Genomic DNA, 16,438 nt, shown 5'->3' on the forward strand with positions numbered 1-16,438 from the left:
TCAGACCAATCTGAAGCCGCGTCATAGGCGGGCCCTGTTCATTATTGGCGCCCTCATCGCCATTGGGGTTGCAGCCCTGCTGATCCTGAATGCACTTAATAGCAATATCGCTCTTTATGTCACGCCAAGTGATGTTGCTAATGGCAAAGCACCTCAATCTCAGACCTTCCGGATTGGCGGCTTAGTGAAAAGTGGTTCATTAAGACGCGATGGCATCACCGTTCACTTTGTGGTGACTGACCTCGTTAAAGATATCCCAGTGAACTATACCGGCATTCTTCCTGATTTGTTTAAAGAAGGTAAGGGTGCAGTTGTGCAAGGGCGCTTAAATCAGGATGGAGAATTTGTGGCAAGCGAAGTACTCGCTAAGCATGATGAAAACTATATGCCGCCAGAAGCAAAACATGCACTAGAGCAAGCCCAAAAGCAGGAAGTAAAAAAATGATTCCAGAGCTAGGGCACTACGCTTTAATTTTGGCCTTCTGTGTTGCTTTGGTTCAGGGTGTATTGCCACTTTTCGGCGCTCAACAAGGTCGACGAGAGTGGTTGGTTTTAGCAAGACCAGCAGCGCAGACAGTTTTCTTGCTATTGGTTTTTGCTTTTGGGAGCTTGGCATGGAGTTTTTATGTCAATGACTTTTCGGTACTCTATGTTGCCGAGCACTCCAACACCTTGCTACCTACAGTGTATCGCCTTGGGGCGGTATGGGGCGGACACGAAGGTTCTCTTTTGCTGTGGCTGCTATTGCTTAGCACCTGGACTTTCTTGGTTGCGCAACTGTCAAAAACTCTGGATGAGTTTATGGTTGCGCGTGTTATTGGGGTGCTGGGTTTGGTATCAAGCGGCTTACTCTTATTCGTATTAGCCACCTCCAATCCTTTTGAAAGATTGTTACCTGCTGCTCAAGAAGGTCGTTCGCTCAATCCTTTATTGCAAGATCCTGGTTTAGTCTTTCATCCACCTATGCTTTACATGGGCTACGTGGGTTTCTCGGTCGCGTTTGCGTTTGCGATTGCTTCCTTACTCTCGAATCGTTTAGATGCCGCATGGGCACGTTGGTCGCGTCCTTGGACGACAGCTGCTTGGATTTTTCTGACTCTCGGTATTGCACTGGGGTCCTGGTGGGCTTATTACGAATTGGGTTGGGGCGGTTGGTGGTTCTGGGACCCCGTTGAAAATGCCTCTTTCATTCCTTGGCTAGTGGGTACGGCTTTGTTGCATTCTTTAGCTGTGACTGAAAAGCGGGGCGTGTTTAAAAGTTGGACTGTTCTATTAGCTATTACCGCCTTTTCTTTATCTTTGCTTGGTACCTTTTTAGTTCGCTCGGGTGTGCTCACTTCAGTACATGCATTTGCAACAGATCCTAGGCGCGGTATTTTTATTCTAATTTTATTATCTTTGGTCGTTGGTTCATCCTTGACTCTGTATGCTGTGCGAGCTCCTAAGCGAGCGATGGGCGCAAAATTTACCTTGACTGCGCGTGAGACCATGATTTTGCTCGGTAATGTTTTCTTGGTTACTGCAGCAGCTTCTGTTTTACTGGGGACACTCTATCCGCTCTTGATTGATGCTTTAAATCTCGGCAAGATTTCAGTAGGGCCTCCTTACTTCAATGCGGTATTTGTGCCCATCATGATTCCTTTGTTAGTCCTGATGGGAATTGGCCCATGGACCAACTGGAAAAATACCAATCTGCTGGCAGTGATTAAGCGTCTTTGGATTGCCGTCTTGCTGGCGGTACTTGCAGCGCTTCTTATTCCGAGGGTGATGGGCGAGTTCACATGGCTGGCGAGTTTAGGTTTTCTCTTGGCTTTTTGGATTATTGGCTCTGGCATTCAGCAGGTGATTCGTCAATTTAAAGCAGGGAAGCCTACCGGTTCCTTTATTGGTATGCAGTTTGCTCACCTTGGCATTGCGATCTTTGTGATTGGTGTCACCATGGTTGGGGCTTATCAAGAAGAACGGGACGTAAAGATGTCCTCAGGCGATACGGTTGCAGTGGGTGGTTATCAAATTCAGATGCAGGGAATTGCTGCTGTTACTGGACCAAACTACATGGCTACACGCGGAACTTTTGTAGTGAGCCGTAAGGGTCAACTAGAAACCACGCTCTATCCCGAAAAACGGAATTACGTTGCTTCAACGATGCCGATGACTGAAGCCGCGATTAATGCTGGTTTGACACGCGATATTTATGTTTCCCTGGGTGAAGCGCTACCCGATCAATCTTGGGCAGTGAGGGTCTATTACAAGCCCTTTGTTGACTGGATTTGGGGCGGTTGTTTGCTGATGGCGATTGGTGGAATCATTGCAATGTTGGACAAGCGCTATCGCTCAAAGTTGAGAGGTAAGCATGAAATCTAGACTGTTAATTCCTCTCATTCTGTTTGTTTTACTCGTGATTTTCTTGGCAGTTGGCCTCAGTCGAGATCCTCATGAAGTCCCATCACCCTTAATTGGTAAGTCCGCCCCCACTTTTGAGCTTGGGCAGTTAGCTGATCCTCAAAAAATGTTTTCTCCAGAGAGCATGAAGGGGAAAGTATGGATGCTCAATGTCTGGGCCTCTTGGTGTGTTGCTTGTCGCGAAGAGCATCCCCTCTTAATTGCATTTAGCAAAACCCAAACTTTGCCGATTATTGGCCTCGATTACAAAGATCAAAGACCTGCTGCTATGGCAATGCTGGCTCGAGAGGGGAATCCTTATATATTGAGTGCCTTTGATGGTGATGGCCACGTCGGCATTGACTATGGGGTATATGGCGTCCCTGAGACTTACATCATTGATAAGGCAGGAGTGATTCGTTACAAAAATATTGGGCCGATTACCCCAGACATTCTGAGGGAGAAGATTTCTCCTCTGATTACAGAGCTAAATCGATCATGAAGTCTCTTGTATCTATTCTGCTGATGTTGGCTTGTTATGGGTTGATGGCAAATGAGGCTGCTCCTTTAGCAGAAGATCCTGTGGTCGAGCAAAGGCTGATTGGTATTTCAGAAGAAATGCGCTGCTTAGTTTGCCAAAATGAATCCTTGGCGGGCTCTCGTTCTGATTTAGCTAATGACTTGCGGGCCCAGATTCGAAGCATGATCAAGGCCGGTAAGAGCGATGCAGAGATTAGGCAGTATATGGTTGATCGTTATGGCGACTTTGTGCTCTACCGTCCACCAGTCAAGCCAACAACCTGGTTACTCTGGCTTGGCCCTTTTACGATTCTAGTGGTTGGAATCATCGGCTTATTAATGTATTTACGAAGAAGAAATACCAGCATGGATAGCAGGACGCTTTCAGATGATGAAAATCGTCGTCTAGATGCACTTTTAAATACTGTTGAGACAGAATTTAAAAAGGATTCACGTCCATGATGTCTTTTTTGATTCCAGCATTTTGTATCCTCTTGCTTGCGCTGGGCTTGCTCTTGCGCCCGCTATTCTTTAGAAGGCGGGCAGCAAGCACTTCTCGTCGTCAAATGAATGCAGCAATCTATCGTGAAGAACTTGAGAAGCTAGAGCAAGAGCGCCAAACGGGTGAAATCGATACAGCTAGCTATGAGATGGCTCATGCTGAGTTACGCCATAGATTATTTCAAGATACGCAAGAGGTGGACGATCAGGCCAGTTTTGGCTCTACCAAAAAAACGATTGTCTTTGTTTGTCTAGCGATCGTTTTACTCTCATCTGGCATCTACTTTTATCAAGGCGATGCCCTCAAGATAGCAGAGGAAAATGCCAAACAGCCTGTCTCGCAAGCCGACGTAGAGAAAATGGTTAGCGAGTTTGCGGCCAAGATGGAGAAAGATCCCACTAACCTCCAAGGTTGGGCAATGTTGGCGCGTTCCTATAGAGTAATGGGGCGCATTCCAGAGGCTATCAAGGCTTATGAGCGAGCAGGCTCCTATATTAATAATCAACCTGAACTGTTGGCTGACTACGCCGATCTCCTAGCCGCGAATGCGAATGGGAATTTTTCTGGTAAACCCCATCAACTCATTGCCCAAGCCCTTAAGTTGGATCCTAATAATTTCTTGGCTCTATGGTTAGCCGGTAGCGATGCATTCAGTACCAAGCAGTTTGCATTAGCTGTCCAAAATTGGGAGAAGTTAGCAAAGCAATTACCCCCTCAATCTGAAGAGGCTCGAGCGGTCATGAATTCGATTGCTGAGGCAAGAGCTAAAGGACACTTAGCAGCGCCAATTGCATCTGCTGGTAAAGGTATTGGTGGAGTCATCACAATTACGCCAGACTTAGCCTCACGTGTGAAGCCGGATCAGCTGGTTATGGTCATCGCACGCAAGCCTGGCGAAAGAATGCCAGTAGCAGTTCTGAAGAGGCCCGTGAGCGCTTTCCCGATGCGATTTACCTTGGACGATTCTTTAGCCATGAATCCTGCTGCGCTGATCTCTCAGCAGTCGGAAGTTACGATTGAGGTGCGAATCTCTAAGACAGGTATGGCTAAAGCGGAGGCGGGCGATCTTATTTCTAATGTGCAAACCGTCAAAGTTGGTTCGAGCAATCTGCGTATCAACGTTGATCAGGTTCAAAAGTAAATACGTGATTTAGCCTCTGCCAACATAAGGCATGTTGGTTGCCATGATGGTCATTGATAAAATATTGCTCTCGAGTGGTAATTGCGCCATATGAAGTACTGCTTGCCCCACATGATCGACGTCCATTCTGGGTTCAATCTTGATAGATTGATCGGCCTGTAAAATCCCAGCCGCCATTGCTTCAGTCATTTCAGTAGCAGCATTACCAATGTCAATTTGCCCGCACGCGATGTTAAAAGGGCGACCATCTAAGGCAATCGTTTTAGTTAGACCAGTAATTGCATGTTTGGTGGCAGTATAGGGTGCTGATAGTGGGCGCGGTACATGTGCAGAAATCGACCCATTATTAATGATTCTGCCGCCCTGCGGAGATTGGGTCTTCATCATCCGAATTGCCTCTTGAGAACAATAAAAGGCACCACAGAGGTTCGCGTTCACCACATTCATCCATTGCTCATAACTCAGATCTTCCATGGGAATCGCTGGAGCCCCCATACCTGCGTTATTGAAGAGCACGTCAATGCGACCAAAGCGTTCTCTTAAGGCGACGAACAGACGTTTCACTTGCTCGGGTTTGCCTACATCACATGCTACGGCTAAGCAGCTGTCTTCACTACCGCCAATATCGATAATGGCTTTTTGAAGCTTATCAAGATTACGACCCGTCAGTGCAACTTGATAACCACCTTGAAGAAGTGCTTTGGCTGCCGCTTTGCCGATACCTGCGCCAGCTCCAGTGACAAGTGCGACTTTATTGTGAGTTGTGCTCATAACAATCTTTCTGATGAGAATGTATAAAGATCATCTTATCTTGGGTGATCAATATGTAGGTCAAATTTACGTTCAAGTCTACCTAAAACTTGATGGAAGAATAATTCTGCGGAGAGAATGACAAAAGCCATACGCAGGACGTGAAAGACAGCAACAGCAGGAACGTTTAAGTGAAAGTTTTTGGCAGTGATGCCCATTTCTGACATGCCACCAGGAACGGTACTCAGAATGAGGGATTCAATATCAAGTCCTGATGGCTTGGCAATCGCTAATGAAAATAGGAGACTAACAACGCAGGCTAGCAGGGTATAAATTGTGACACCTATTGCCAATTTTTTGGCATGAACTACGAAGTCTCGGGTGAAACGAATTCCTAAGCCAACCCCAATTAAAAGCTGACCCGCATTAGAAAGCTCTTTTGGCCAAGTGGTCCACTCCACTCCAAAGGCTGTGAGTCCTGCGCTGACTGCAAGAGGCCCCAATAGAAATGCATTAGGGAGTTTTAGTACATGAAAGGTGGTGATACCAATTGAGGAGCAGAGTAAGAGTAAGGCAACCCCGGAATAGGAGATTGGTAAATGCATTGATTGGAAGTCGAGGTTACCCGGAACTCCATAAGCCTGAAAAATTCCTGGAATGATTGCCAGAATTAAAAGTAATCTCAGAGAGTGTGCTGCTGCCACCAAGTCCGCCCTTTGTTCATGGCGTTCTGCGAGCACGGTCATCTCGGATGCGCCGCCGAGTGCTGAAGCAAAAAAGGCGGTTCGAAGGGGAATATGAAAGAAACGCCATAGCATCCAGGTGCCAAAGCCAAGCAAGATGGTTGAGACTACGCAAGCAATTGCAATAAAGGGAAGGTCATGTCCAATGTTTGCTACCGCTATCGGCGTGAAGTAAAGTCCAATCGCAATGCCGAGCGAACATTGCCCAGCACTTCTACCTAAGGGTGGTGCTTGCAAGGGAATGCCGAGAGAGCCCAGCAAGGCTAAAACGAAGAGGGGTCCCAGCATCCAAGGGAGTGGGGTATGGAGAAGCTCTGCGATCCAAGCACTGGCGATTGCAATCAGGTAGGTCAGAGCCCACAAGAGCCAGATAGATTGTTGACCTTGACGGAGAAAATCGAGCGGATGATGGGCTGGCTTCATGATGTTGGCCCCATTTTAGCGGTCAGGGAGAGCTCACGTTGGCGCATTAGCCTAAAATAGGGCGATGACCCTAGCTCCCTTGTTAACCCCGCGCCAGGAAATTGTCCAGTCGCTTAAAAAGAATGGATATGTGGTGATCTCTGCTGAATCGGTCGCCGAGCTATGTCATGTTGCTGTGAGTGACCTGGAAGCCCTCAATCATTTTTGGGATGAGATGCCCAGAGATCCGTATTTGAAGGATGGCGGTCGCTATCGTTATCGTCGTCATGCTAGCTATCAAATCACCGGTCAGCAGCTAGAGATGGTGCCACATCGTGCTCATTGGCAGTCTGTCACTTATAACGCGCTGCATGGTGGCATTGAGCGATGGTTTGATCCTATCCATGTCGATTTAGCCAAGTCTGCCGCATGGCAGGCAGTCTTGCTTGGAATTGCAAATACGCTCAGTAGTTTGAAGCCAATCAAAACATGGTTTATAGAGGCGCATCAATTTCGGATTGATACCACCGATGGAATTGGCCGCCCAACACCCGAAGGAGCACATCGAGACGGGGTTGATTTTGTTGCAGTGTTCTTATTGAACCGAGTGGGCATTAAGGGTGGTGAAACCCGTATCTTTGATGCGAATGGTTCCGCTGGTCTTCGTTTTACTTTATCTCAGCCTTGGTCTTTGCTGCTCATGAATGATGAAAAAATGATTCATGAGTCGACTCCGATTCAACCGCTGGGAGCGCATGGTCATCGTGATACTTTGGTGCTGACCTATCGTTCGAATGGATTTCAGGATTCTCCTTTGCAGACGCAGCAGTAAAAATCATTCTCCCAGTGCGCATCCGTTCGGCAGCCTACACTCCATTCATGCTCTTAGCGCAGATCTGTGCTTTACTCGGTTTTGCTTGTTACGCAGTCGTCCTCACTCCCTTGCAAGAGGAGTGGCATCTTAATAATCTCCAATCCGGTTTAATTGCTAGCGCTTTTTTCTTTGGTTATATGCTGGCCGTACCTCTTGCTACTGCGCTTACAGATCGCATCGATGCTCGTAAGGTGTATTTCTGTGGCGGGGCATTAGCGAGTTGTGGCTTATTGGGTATGGCGTTCTTCGCTAATGGATTTTTCACTGCACTTTTTTGGATGGCAATGAATGGCGCAGGTCTAGCGGCGACCTATATGCCTGGTTTAAAAATCTTGTCTGATCGTATTCAAAGTGGAGAGCTCACACGACATATTGCTTTCTATACCGCCTTTTTTGGAATTGGTACCGGGCTTTCGTATTTGTGTTCTGGTTGGATTTATGCGGCCTTCGGCTGGCACGCAGTTTTCGCTTGGATTGCTCTAGCGCCCCTTGCTGCAGTAGTGATTGTGTTCTTTTGTATTCCGCCTTTAGTATCCGCCCAATGGCATGGACCGATTAATTTACGCATGCAGGATATTTTTCCAATTGCGAAGTGGAAGCTGGTGTTACAAGACCGTAATGCTGCTGGCTTTATCTTGGGCTATACCGCCCATACTTTAGAACTCTTCGCCTCACGTAGTTGGCTAGTTGCTTTCTTTGGATTTTGTACAGCATATGCTGGACAGAGCTTTTTACTGGCGGCAACCACACTGGCAGGCGTTGTCAATTTTTTTGCCGTTCCAGCATCCATTTTAGGAAATGAAGTTGCTCTGCGTATTGGCCGTCAAAAGTGGGTCTGTATTGTGATGCTCATCAGTGCTGTCATCGGAATCTCTCTAGCAGCTTCAACAGGTCAAAGTTGGTGGCTTATTGTTGCGCTAGCTGTTGCGCATGCAATTTTCATCATGGCAGACTCTTCCACCTTAACGGCCGGCTTAGTCATTAGCGCTCGTTCTGATATTAAAGGGGCGGCTATGGGGCTCCATTCTTTGATGGGCTTTGGCGGTGGTTTAGTTGGCCCAGCGATTTTTGGTTTTGTTTTAGATATGAGCGGATCGAGAAGCTCACCCCATGCCTGGATCTGGGCTTATACCTCGATTGTGATGTGGGGCGTTTTATTCGTAATGTATGAAAGACGCAGAGGCTGGGCAGAGCAGGCCAGTTAAATCAAGGCGGTACTTATTTTGCCCACTCACCGAGTTTATAAATCAAGCCGGATACGCCAGCAGTAACCAGGCTACCCCAAGCAATATCAATGAATGCCAAGCGGCTTGGGAAATCCCGAATCACTGCCAAGTTGGTTAAGTCATAGGTCATGTAGCAAAAAAAGCCAAAGAGGGCGCCATACAACAGTGCATGCGATAGAGACTGCTTAGATAGCGCAGGAATCACGACAAAAATAAGAGCTCCCAGGGCGTATAAAACATAGAAGGCAAGCCCAGCCAAGAGTTTAGGCTCGGTTGCCATGAGGCTGCCCATTTCATCGCGGTAGACGTTTTTAGCGATCCCTAATAGCCATACTAGATCGATTGAAGCCAGCGCCACGAGAAAAGCAAGATAGAGTAAAAAATACTTGAGCATTTAAGTTACCTTTGTAAGGTTTGAGTCAATAAATAGCATTATGATGGAATTAGGAATAATGCCAACATCACGATAGTAAATAAACCAGGGGGTAATATGTTTAAGCAATTATTGGTTCCAGTAGACGGTTCAGACATCAGTAAAAAATCGCTTAAGAAAGTGGCTCAATTAGCCAAATCCGATGGCGCTGCTGTGACCTTAGTTTACGTTTCTGATCCAACCCCACCTTTGGCTTACTCAGATAGCACCATGGGGTACATGATTACGACTAAAGAGCATAAACAGGCATGCGAAGCTTTTGCTAAAAGTGTATTCAAGCAAGCGCAGACCCAATTTGGCGCTGGAATTAAGGTGAGCACGATTCATGCGCTCGATATCTCATTGGCTCAAGGAATTTTGGATGCTGCTAAAAAATCCAAGGCCGACGTGATTGTGATGGCTTCACATAAACGTACTGGAATCTCAGGCGTACTACTTGGCAGTGAAACCCACGACGTGATTGTGCATGCTAAGTTGCCAGTATTAGTACTGGGCTAGTTCAGAAGGATTAGTTTTTCAGCACGCTACCGAGTAAAAGAATTTCTCGGGTGAGTTGGCCGCTATCAGTATCGCGCATGAGCCAAAGATTGAGTTGCGTCTTTGCGCTATATGGATCGACATAAACTCCATCTTTACGTAATTCAAAGTGAAGATGAGGGCCTGTTGATCTGCCAGTCATTCCTACTGAGCCGATTTCAAAGCCGCGACGGACTTCATTGCCCAGTTCAAGTTCAGGATTGAAGCTACTCAGATGTGCGTAATAGGTACGGTAGTTTCCAGGATGCTCAAGGATGATGAGATTGCCAAAAGCACCATTAAATCCGAGCTGAATCACTTTACCTGTAGCAACGCTAAAGACAGGTGTTCCAATCGGTGCTGCATAGTCAATTCCCATATGGGCTCGATAGCGCTGCTTATTCTGCCCAGACTGTGGCTGTGGGTTGGTGGCTGCTGCAACAGCAGCTTTAGTATTGGCAGCAGAAGGCTTAGTACTTTTTCTTCTTCCTGCTGGCACCATTCCAACGCCTCGTGAGATGCGGCGATAGCTTAGTGGGTTGGTCCAGAAAGCATGCTCTAAGGGTTCGCCATTGGCTGTAAAGAATCCCCCTGGAATGTCTCCACGCTCTAACCAATAGGCGCTTGCATAGACTTCGCCATTAGTAGGATTGATGATTTCAACGGCCCAAATCTGTGCCCAGCGCTCTCGATCACCAAAGTCAATAATGAGCCTAACCACACTATTAGTATTTTCAAGCGTGTTATTGGTCTCGGGATAAATTTGCTTAATTAATGCATTCAGATCCCAAACCAATTCAACTGGAAGCTTATCGCTAACTTTATTGGGATCGTACAAAACATTACGCAAAGGAATCTGAATTTCAGCGAAGCGCTTAGATTCATCTTTGAGGTAATCTTGTTGAATCAAAAAACCACCAACAGCAGATGGTGTAAAAGTCCAAATTTCAGTCTTATTATCTTGTACAGGACCATTCATAATGCTAAGTGATTCAAAGCGATTACGCTTACCAAGTGCTACGGCGTAAGGAACACAATTGCCGCGCATGTGTTCAAAGAAAGTCCTAGTTTGATTCCTGAAAAACTCAGAGAAAGTGCGATCTTCTATACCAATACTCGCAGGCAAATTGTCATCATTGAGACTGCGGCGTAAGCAGCCTCTTGTCACGCGATAGTCTAAGTTATCAGCTGCATCGCCAGTAAAGGTTTGGGTTGAGCTGTTATCAATTAGGCTGGGGCTTAGGCTATTTGATTTAGAGTTTGCGCTATCTTTAAATCCAACAGGGCGAGTATTTTGAGATCCAGCCCGTTTTCGTATTTGTACCGTTTTATTGTTTTGGCTAGTCTGCGCATTAGCATACGAAATCAGCTCAAGGCCAGGAATCTGAATTGCAATTAGCAAGGCAATGCAAAGAATTCTCAACCTCTGAAAACGAGGCCTTAGGAGCACAATTTTTTTCACAACATCATTATCTACCAAAGCTAGTAGACACCAATTTTTTAGAAGGCTAAATTACAGCCCTGGCATATCAAAGTGAATGGCTTTCAATTCACCCATTAATTGCCCTTGCTGGTCTCCACTCAATTGCATCAGTGGAGGACGAACCCGAAGCCAGTCAGGATCTTTGCTAAAGAAAGCGAGCGCTGTTTTCATCCCGGTAATCATTTGATGTTTGTCAAATACGGAACGCACCCGATCTAAGCCGACTTGCTGTTCAGCAGCATCTGCATCCTCCCAATGAGCTGCAAGTTTAGCGATCGCTTTTGGATTCATATTCACTGTTGCTGAGATACAGCCAGCACCACCCGCTTTCATAGTGCGCAATAAGAATGCTTCGTTACCAGCATAGACTCTAAAACCGTGAGGCGCTAAGAGCTTAATCACCGACTCGGTATAGGACCAGTCTCCAGAACTATCTTTCATACCTACGATTGTTTTTGGATAGGCTCTGACTAAGCGATCTAACAAAGCGAGGCTCAAAGTAATTTTGGTTACGGGAGGGATGTTATAAAAATAAAGCTGTAATGCAGAGTTACCAACCTTCTGAATCACTTCAGAAAAATAGGCAAACAATCCATCATCTGAAATATCTTTGTAGTAGAAAGGCGGAATCATGAGAACTGCAGCGCAATGATGGGCAAGCGCATGGTTGGTCATATTCACTGCAGCATCGATAGCGTTAGCACCAGTGCCAGGCATGATATGAGCAGGATCTAAGCCACCTTCAATTAACTTGGTTAGCGCATCCATCTTTTGACGGACTGACATCGAGTTAGCCTCTGAGTTTGTGCCAAATAATGCATGACCAACTCCATTTGCGGCTAGCCACTGACAATGCTTCAACAGGCGCTGATGATCTACGTTGCCATTGGCCGTAAAAGGGGTTAGGACTGGGGAGAGAACTGCTGGCAAGCTAGATGGGTGGAGGGCGAAGGTCATAGGGGCTCCAAATCAGAAATAGGGTGTCAGATGAGATTGAATGGGTAAATCATACTTCTAAATTAATTGTCTTAGGAAAGATCTCGAATATGCAATTTACGCAAATGGGGGGCCATTTGGGAGGTAATCAGGACCACGACAATAGTGGCAATCCCCCCAAAGACGATTGAGGGTACTAAACCCATCAAGCTGGCAGCAATACCAGACTCTAAAGCCCCCAACTCATTTGAGGAGCCAATAAAAATCCCATTAATCGCACCAATTCTGCCGCGCATATGATCGGGCGTGGTTAGCTGAATGATACTTCCGCGGATGACAACTGAGACCGAGTCACAACATCCCGAGATGAACAGAAAAAAGGCGCAGACCCATAGGCTGCTTGAAAGACCAAAAGCAATAATGGCCAAGCCAAAGCCAGCGACAGCCATAAGCAAATATTTTCCTGAATCAATCATAAGGGGTCTGCTGGCTAAATAAATTCCAGTAATGACAGCGCCTGCTGCAGGAGCTGCTCGCAAAATTCCTAAAATCTCTGGCCCTGAATGAAGTACTTCTTTGACAAAAGCGGGCAATATCGAAACGGCTCCGCCAAATAAAACGGCAAACATATCCAGAGCCATTGTGCCGAGAATAAGTTCATGCTGCTTCACATAATGAAAGCCCTCGAGAAAACTTTTCAGAAAGTTTCCTGAAAGATTGCCAGTAATTTCTTGTTTAACATTAATCAAGCTCACACCGTATAAACCAAGAGCGCCTGCAATTGCTGCTGAAAGGTAGGTCCATTCAAGGCCAGCAAACCCAATTAAGAGACCGCCTAAGCCAGGACCTGCAACCACACAGATCTGAAAGGCCGATGAAGCGTAAGCGGTGTAGCGGGCTAGATGCTCACGTGGGATCACTTGACCAAATAGGGCTTGGTACGCAGGCCGCATCACTGCGCGACCAACTCCAATCAAAGCGACTGCGGTATAGATGAGTGGTACGGGAGGGCTTAACCAACCCAACGCGATTGCCGTAAGAAATAAGGCAACACTCATGTGAATGAAGCAAGCTAAAGCCGCAATTTTTTTGCGGGAGTAGTGATCAACTGCATGTCCGGAGCACAAGGCAAATAAAAAATAGGGTACGAGCTCAGCAAGACCCACGAGACCCAAAGAGACAACGCTATTCGTAATTTCATAGAGGTGCCAGCCGACAGCAACCATCATGATTTGATAGCTTAGCGTATTGCCAACGCGATACAGCAGAATCGTTTTAAAGCCCTTACTAGGCGACATCGAGTTCAATTAAAAAATCATCCGCAAAGGGGTCATGAGCAGATCAATCAGACGCATAAATAGATTACTCAATGGCTGCATCCACAACTCTCCAATAATGCCAGTAAATACCAGAGCCAAAACAATGAAGAATCCCCAGCGCTCTAATCGGTCAAACGCAAGCGATTGGCGCGTTGGCAGTAGGCCAGATAAAATCCGCCCGCCGTCCAGGGGAGGAATGGGAAATAAGTTAAAGACAAGGAGGCCGATATTCCACATCACCCCGGCTTGAGCCATGCCTGTTAGGAAGGGTTCCTGGATGCTAAGCCCCTGAATCACAATCCAAGCCATAGCCCATAAGATAGCCTGAATAAAGTTTGCCCCAGGCCCTGCAAGAGCCACCCAAATCGAGTCTGTTTTGGGGTGATGCAGACGATCAAAGCGAACTGGGACGGGTTTTGCATATCCCACCAAAAAGGGTGAGCCAGCCAAGATGAGCATCAGAGGGACTAAAACAGTGCCTATGGGGTCAATGTGTTTGGCAGGGTTGAGGCTAACCCGTCCGAGGACGTAAGCGGTGTTATCGCCAAAATAACGGGCCGCATAGCCATGGGCAGCTTCGTGGATCGTAATAGCGAAAATCAAGGGAATCGCATTAATTGCGATAGCTTGGATAGAATAGTCAGTAATCATGGCAATATGATATCGATAGGAGACCATTGTGACCGATGACAAAAAGCCCGTAGTAAAAGTTCCCGCTAAACCCTTAACCGCAAAGCCTGCACTACGCCCTCAAGTTTCTAAGGGGCCTGGGGCTGGAAGTGGACGCCCACAGGCTGGCTTTGGGGGCGGTAAAGGCATGATGCGTAAGGCCGGCCGCGGCCGATAGTGGATAATTAAGGGATTAATACGGTATTTACTAAGGATTTGGTATGAATGAATGGCAAAACGAAACCAAAGAAGTGATCAATAAGAAGATCATCACCCTCGTGGTGATGTTGGCAGTCGCTACCAGCCTAGCGATTTTATTTGCCCTCGTTGCCGCTCATATCGGCTACGTATTCGGTTAAAAGAAGCGATTAGATAGCCCCCGATGACTGCCCGCCAGCCTGCAATCTTTGTAGGCCATGGTAGTCCGATGTATGCCCTTGAGCCCAATCGCTATACAGCGGCTTGGGCTAATTTAGGCAAGTCACTTAAAAGACCCGATGCGATTCTGATGATCTCTGCGCATTGGGTTACACGAGGTGTCTGGGTCACGGCAATGCCAAAGCCTAAAACCATTCATGACTTTGGCGGTTTTCCGCAAGCCCTTTTTGAAATTGAATATCCCGCCCCTGGAAGTCCGGCACTAGCAGACCGTATCCAAGAATTATTAAGCACCCCAGTTGTTCTTGAAGAACATGAATGGGGGATTGACCACGGTGCTTGGTCGGTACTGAAATATCTTTTCCCTAAGGCGGATGTTCCCATAGTACAGCTTAGTCTAAATGGGGCAATGAGTGCACAGTCGCATTACGATTTGGCTAAGCAGTTGCAAGCTTTGCGTGATGAAAATATTCTGATTGTTTCGAGTGGCAATGTGGTTCATAACTTACGTACTATCCACTGGCAAGATGATGCGCAGCCTTATCCTTGGGCGCAATCGTTTAATCAATTCTTTATTTCACATATCCAAGCTCGGCAACACCAGCCCCTGATTGATTGGGAGCAATTTGGTGAAGCTGCGCATTTGTCGATTCCAACCCCCGAGCACTATTGGCCCGCGCTTTATACCTTGGCATTACAGGCTGAGCAAGAGCAGGTTGAGCTACTGGTCGATGGTATTGAAATGAGTTCGATTAGTATGCTCAGCTTTTATTTACAATAGAGACCATTATGTGGCTATCGATATTCGCAATCTTTGTTGGTGCAGGCTTCGGTGCTTTACTCAGGGCAGGCTTTAACTTTTGGACAATTAACTCCCCCTCTATCATCCCGATGGGTACTCTGCTGTCGAACATGCTCGGCGGCTACCTGATTGGTTTGGCAGTTGCTTTCTTTGGCAACAACCCTGGTCTTTCTCCCGAGTGGCGCCTTTTAGTGGTGACAGGTTTTCTGGGCGGCCTGACTACATTCTCGAGTTTCTCTGCTGAAGTAGTTGGCTTTATGCAGCGCGGCGAGTTCACCTGGGCACTGGGTACAGCAGTCATTCATCTAGTGGGTTCCCTAACGCTGACCTTCCTTGGCATCATGACGTTCCAGGCATTGTTTTCTAGGTAAGACTTTGTCTCATTCTGGCTTGATGTTTGCCAGCTTGACTACAGCGCCCCATTTAGCAGACTCTGATTTAATCAAAGCAGCAAAATCTGCAGGGCTGCCCCCGCCGATTTCATTTCCCTGAGAGAGCATTAGATCCCTGAGTTGAGGATCCTTCAAAGCTTCATTAGCCGCCGCATTGAGCTTATCAATAATTACTTTAGGCGTTCCCTTTGGCGCTATCAGACCTTGCCAATTCAGAACAACAACCTTGGGATACCCCACCTCTGCAAAGCTTGGCACATCGGGGAGCAAGGGGGAGCGTTTTTTACTGGTGATCGCAATTGGACGAAGTTTATCTGCCTTAATGCTTGGCATTGCTGAATACATTTGATCGAACATCATCGTGACATTACCCGCCATGAGATCGGTTAAGCCAGCAGATCCACTTTTGTATGGAACATGAATCATTTCAATGCCGGCATTTTGCTGAAACAATTCAGCAGACAATTGATGGCTACCACCAATGCCACCAGAAGAAAAAGTAAGGCTGCCAGGTTTTGCTTTGGCAGCTGCCACAATATCTTGGACCGTTTTATAAGGCGAGTTGGGATTAACAACCAATACTAGCGGACCTTTTTCAACCAAGACAATGGGTGTTAAGTCAGCTTCAGGGTCATAACGCAAATTACCAAAGAGGGTTTTGTTAACAGCCATTGGAGCAAAGTTCCCCATGCCGATCGTGTATCCATCGGGGGTAGCTCTGGCTATGTACTCGGTACCAATGTTGCCGCCAGCACCAGGCTTGTTATCGACAATGATGGGTTGCTTCAAAATGACGCTCATCTTTTGCGCAATTTGACGGCTTCGTGCGTCTGCACCACCGCCAGCGCCATAGGGCACTATGAAATTAATCGGTTTACTAGGGTAGTTGTCTGCCCAAGCAGAATGAAGGCCAAAAATGATCAGGACCAAGGAGCCCAGTTTCCAAAGATTCAATTTACTCATGCAGTTCA

General features: G+C 46.8%; 20 protein-coding genes. 12 read left to right on the top strand and 8 right to left on the bottom strand.

The genetic code is table 11. The features are described 5' to 3' along the window. Window positions 1-10: 10 nt before the first annotated feature. The 5 genes from ccmE to ccmI are packed head-to-tail and all read left to right on the top strand — an operon-like array spanning window position 11 to window position 4,544. Window positions 11-445, top strand: coding sequence for a cytochrome c maturation protein CcmE (gene ccmE / locus Pas1_RS02145; RefSeq protein WP_112295149.1), 435 nt, complete (start codon window positions 11-13; stop codon window positions 443-445). Next, window positions 442-2,364 carry a heme lyase CcmF/NrfE family subunit gene (locus tag Pas1_RS02150; protein ID WP_112294379.1) on the top strand — a complete coding sequence of 641 codons (1,923 nt, stop codon included), beginning with the start codon at window positions 442-444 and terminating at the stop codon, window positions 2,362-2,364. Before ccmE ends, Pas1_RS02150 begins: the two co-directional genes overlap by 4 nt. After that, window positions 2,354-2,884, top strand: a complete 531-nt coding sequence (locus tag Pas1_RS02155) for a DsbE family thiol:disulfide interchange protein (RefSeq protein ID WP_112204845.1) — start codon at window positions 2,354-2,356, stop codon at window positions 2,882-2,884. Before Pas1_RS02150 ends, Pas1_RS02155 begins: the two co-directional genes overlap by 11 nt. Next, window positions 2,881-3,363, top strand: a complete 483-nt coding sequence (locus tag Pas1_RS02160) for a cytochrome c-type biogenesis protein (protein ID WP_112204843.1) — start codon at window positions 2,881-2,883, stop codon at window positions 3,361-3,363. Before Pas1_RS02155 ends, Pas1_RS02160 begins: the two co-directional genes overlap by 4 nt. Then, window positions 3,360-4,544: a c-type cytochrome biogenesis protein CcmI gene (gene ccmI / locus Pas1_RS02165; protein WP_112294380.1), complete on the top strand. Its 1,185-nt coding sequence runs from the start codon at window positions 3,360-3,362 to the stop codon at window positions 4,542-4,544. Before Pas1_RS02160 ends, ccmI begins: the two co-directional genes overlap by 4 nt. Window positions 4,545-4,553: 9 nt before the next feature. On the opposite strand, the gene Pas1_RS02170 is transcribed toward ccmI, so the two are convergent. Further along, complete coding sequence (locus Pas1_RS02170; RefSeq protein WP_112204839.1) at window positions 4,554-5,315, bottom strand: SDR family oxidoreductase; 762 nt, start codon at window positions 5,313-5,315, stop codon at window positions 4,554-4,556. A 35-nt stretch (window positions 5,316-5,350) separates the two neighbouring features. Continuing rightward, complete coding sequence (locus tag Pas1_RS02175; RefSeq protein WP_112204837.1) at window positions 5,351-6,460, bottom strand: AbrB family transcriptional regulator; 1,110 nt, start codon at window positions 6,458-6,460, stop codon at window positions 5,351-5,353. A gap of 64 nt (window positions 6,461-6,524) precedes the next feature. Between Pas1_RS02175 and Pas1_RS02180 the strand changes: the two genes are divergently transcribed. Then, window positions 6,525-7,271, top strand: coding sequence for a 2OG-Fe dioxygenase family protein (locus Pas1_RS02180; protein WP_112204835.1), 747 nt, complete (start codon window positions 6,525-6,527; stop codon window positions 7,269-7,271). A 14-nt stretch (window positions 7,272-7,285) separates the two neighbouring features. Next, complete coding sequence (locus Pas1_RS02185) at window positions 7,286-8,518, top strand: MFS transporter (protein WP_112294381.1); 1,233 nt, start codon at window positions 7,286-7,288, stop codon at window positions 8,516-8,518. 13 nt (window positions 8,519-8,531) lie between these two features. On the opposite strand, the gene Pas1_RS02190 is transcribed toward Pas1_RS02185, so the two are convergent. After that, window positions 8,532-8,933 carry a DUF2177 family protein gene (locus Pas1_RS02190; RefSeq protein ID WP_112294382.1) on the bottom strand — a complete coding sequence of 134 codons (402 nt, stop codon included), beginning with the start codon at window positions 8,931-8,933 and terminating at the stop codon, window positions 8,532-8,534. A gap of 96 nt (window positions 8,934-9,029) precedes the next feature. Between Pas1_RS02190 and Pas1_RS02195 the strand changes: the two genes are divergently transcribed. Then, window positions 9,030-9,470, top strand: coding sequence for a universal stress protein (locus tag Pas1_RS02195; protein WP_112204829.1), 441 nt, complete (start codon window positions 9,030-9,032; stop codon window positions 9,468-9,470). Between the two features lie 10 nt (window positions 9,471-9,480). On the opposite strand, the gene Pas1_RS02200 is transcribed toward Pas1_RS02195, so the two are convergent. The 4 genes from Pas1_RS02200 to Pas1_RS02215 form a co-directional block, all read right to left on the bottom strand. Continuing rightward, complete coding sequence (locus Pas1_RS02200; RefSeq protein ID WP_192874758.1) at window positions 9,481-10,911, bottom strand: M23 family metallopeptidase; 1,431 nt, start codon at window positions 10,909-10,911, stop codon at window positions 9,481-9,483. A 90-nt stretch (window positions 10,912-11,001) separates the two neighbouring features. Continuing rightward, entirely contained in the window at window positions 11,002-11,928 is a 927-nt protein-coding gene (locus Pas1_RS02205) for a dihydrodipicolinate synthase family protein (RefSeq protein ID WP_112209564.1), read from the bottom strand. A 71-nt stretch (window positions 11,929-11,999) separates the two neighbouring features. Beyond that, window positions 12,000-13,205 (bottom strand): MFS transporter, encoded by a 1,206-nt coding sequence (locus tag Pas1_RS02210; protein ID WP_112294383.1) that lies wholly within the window; start codon window positions 13,203-13,205, stop codon window positions 12,000-12,002. A 9-nt stretch (window positions 13,206-13,214) separates the two neighbouring features. Continuing rightward, entirely contained in the window at window positions 13,215-13,877 is a 663-nt protein-coding gene (locus Pas1_RS02215; protein WP_112205856.1) for a site-2 protease family protein, read from the bottom strand. Between the two features lie 28 nt (window positions 13,878-13,905). On the opposite strand from Pas1_RS02215, the gene Pas1_RS09610 reads away from it, so the two are divergent. Genes Pas1_RS09610 through crcB form a run of 4 tightly spaced genes read left to right on the top strand, consistent with a single transcriptional unit; the run spans window position 13,906 to window position 15,446 of the window. Then, window positions 13,906-14,073 carry a hypothetical protein gene (locus tag Pas1_RS09610; RefSeq protein ID WP_158525191.1) on the top strand — a complete coding sequence of 56 codons (168 nt, stop codon included), beginning with the start codon at window positions 13,906-13,908 and terminating at the stop codon, window positions 14,071-14,073. Between the two features lie 43 nt (window positions 14,074-14,116). Next, window positions 14,117-14,254 carry a hypothetical protein gene (locus Pas1_RS09680; RefSeq protein ID WP_168183336.1) on the top strand — a complete coding sequence of 46 codons (138 nt, stop codon included), beginning with the start codon at window positions 14,117-14,119 and terminating at the stop codon, window positions 14,252-14,254. Window positions 14,255-14,277: 23 nt separating this feature from the next. Beyond that, entirely contained in the window at window positions 14,278-15,054 is a 777-nt protein-coding gene (ygiD, locus tag Pas1_RS02220; protein WP_112204823.1) for a 4,5-DOPA-extradiol-dioxygenase, read from the top strand. An 8-nt stretch (window positions 15,055-15,062) separates the two neighbouring features. Continuing rightward, window positions 15,063-15,446, top strand: coding sequence for a fluoride efflux transporter CrcB (crcB, locus tag Pas1_RS02225; RefSeq protein WP_112294384.1), 384 nt, complete (start codon window positions 15,063-15,065; stop codon window positions 15,444-15,446). Between the two features lie 9 nt (window positions 15,447-15,455). Here the strand turns inward: crcB and Pas1_RS02230 are convergent, their stop codons facing one another. Then, window positions 15,456-16,430 carry a Bug family tripartite tricarboxylate transporter substrate binding protein gene (locus Pas1_RS02230; RefSeq protein WP_225971639.1) on the bottom strand — a complete coding sequence of 325 codons (975 nt, stop codon included), beginning with the start codon at window positions 16,428-16,430 and terminating at the stop codon, window positions 15,456-15,458. Window positions 16,431-16,438: the final 8 nt, after the last annotated feature.

The organism is Polynucleobacter paneuropaeus, from assembly GCF_003261235.1.
In the GTDB taxonomy this organism is placed as follows: domain Bacteria; phylum Pseudomonadota; class Gammaproteobacteria; order Burkholderiales; family Burkholderiaceae; genus Polynucleobacter; species Polynucleobacter paneuropaeus.

Excerpts from the sequence above, each read along its gene's own strand:
- Pas1_RS02150 (WP_112294379.1), top strand. The coding sequence starts at position 442 with ATGATTCCAGAGCTAGGGCACTACGCTTTAATTTTGGCCTTCTGTGTT.
- Pas1_RS02155 (WP_112204845.1), top strand. The coding sequence starts at position 2,354 with ATGAAATCTAGACTGTTAATTCCTCTCATTCTGTTTGTTTTACTCGTG.
- Pas1_RS02160 (WP_112204843.1), top strand. The coding sequence starts at position 2,881 with ATGAAGTCTCTTGTATCTATTCTGCTGATGTTGGCTTGTTATGGGTTG.
- ccmI (WP_112294380.1), top strand. The coding sequence starts at position 3,360 with ATGATGTCTTTTTTGATTCCAGCATTTTGTATCCTCTTGCTTGCGCTG.
- Pas1_RS02170 (WP_112204839.1), bottom strand. The coding sequence starts at position 5,315 with ATGAGCACAACTCACAATAAAGTCGCACTTGTCACTGGAGCTGGCGCA.
- Pas1_RS02175 (WP_112204837.1), bottom strand. The coding sequence starts at position 6,460 with ATGAAGCCAGCCCATCATCCGCTCGATTTTCTCCGTCAAGGTCAACAA.
- Pas1_RS02180 (WP_112204835.1), top strand. The coding sequence starts at position 6,525 with ATGACCCTAGCTCCCTTGTTAACCCCGCGCCAGGAAATTGTCCAGTCG.
- Pas1_RS02190 (WP_112294382.1), bottom strand. The coding sequence starts at position 8,933 with ATGCTCAAGTATTTTTTACTCTATCTTGCTTTTCTCGTGGCGCTGGCT.
- Pas1_RS02195 (WP_112204829.1), top strand. The coding sequence starts at position 9,030 with ATGTTTAAGCAATTATTGGTTCCAGTAGACGGTTCAGACATCAGTAAA.
- Pas1_RS02205 (WP_112209564.1), bottom strand. The coding sequence starts at position 11,928 with ATGACCTTCGCCCTCCACCCATCTAGCTTGCCAGCAGTTCTCTCCCCA.
- Pas1_RS02210 (WP_112294383.1), bottom strand. The coding sequence starts at position 13,205 with ATGTCGCCTAGTAAGGGCTTTAAAACGATTCTGCTGTATCGCGTTGGC.
- Pas1_RS02215 (WP_112205856.1), bottom strand. The coding sequence starts at position 13,877 with ATGATTACTGACTATTCTATCCAAGCTATCGCAATTAATGCGATTCCC.
- Pas1_RS09680 (WP_168183336.1), top strand. The coding sequence starts at position 14,117 with ATGAATGAATGGCAAAACGAAACCAAAGAAGTGATCAATAAGAAGATC.
- ygiD (WP_112204823.1), top strand. The coding sequence starts at position 14,278 with ATGACTGCCCGCCAGCCTGCAATCTTTGTAGGCCATGGTAGTCCGATG.
- crcB (WP_112294384.1), top strand. The coding sequence starts at position 15,063 with ATGTGGCTATCGATATTCGCAATCTTTGTTGGTGCAGGCTTCGGTGCT.
- Pas1_RS02230 (WP_225971639.1), bottom strand. The coding sequence starts at position 16,430 with ATGAGTAAATTGAATCTTTGGAAACTGGGCTCCTTGGTCCTGATCATT.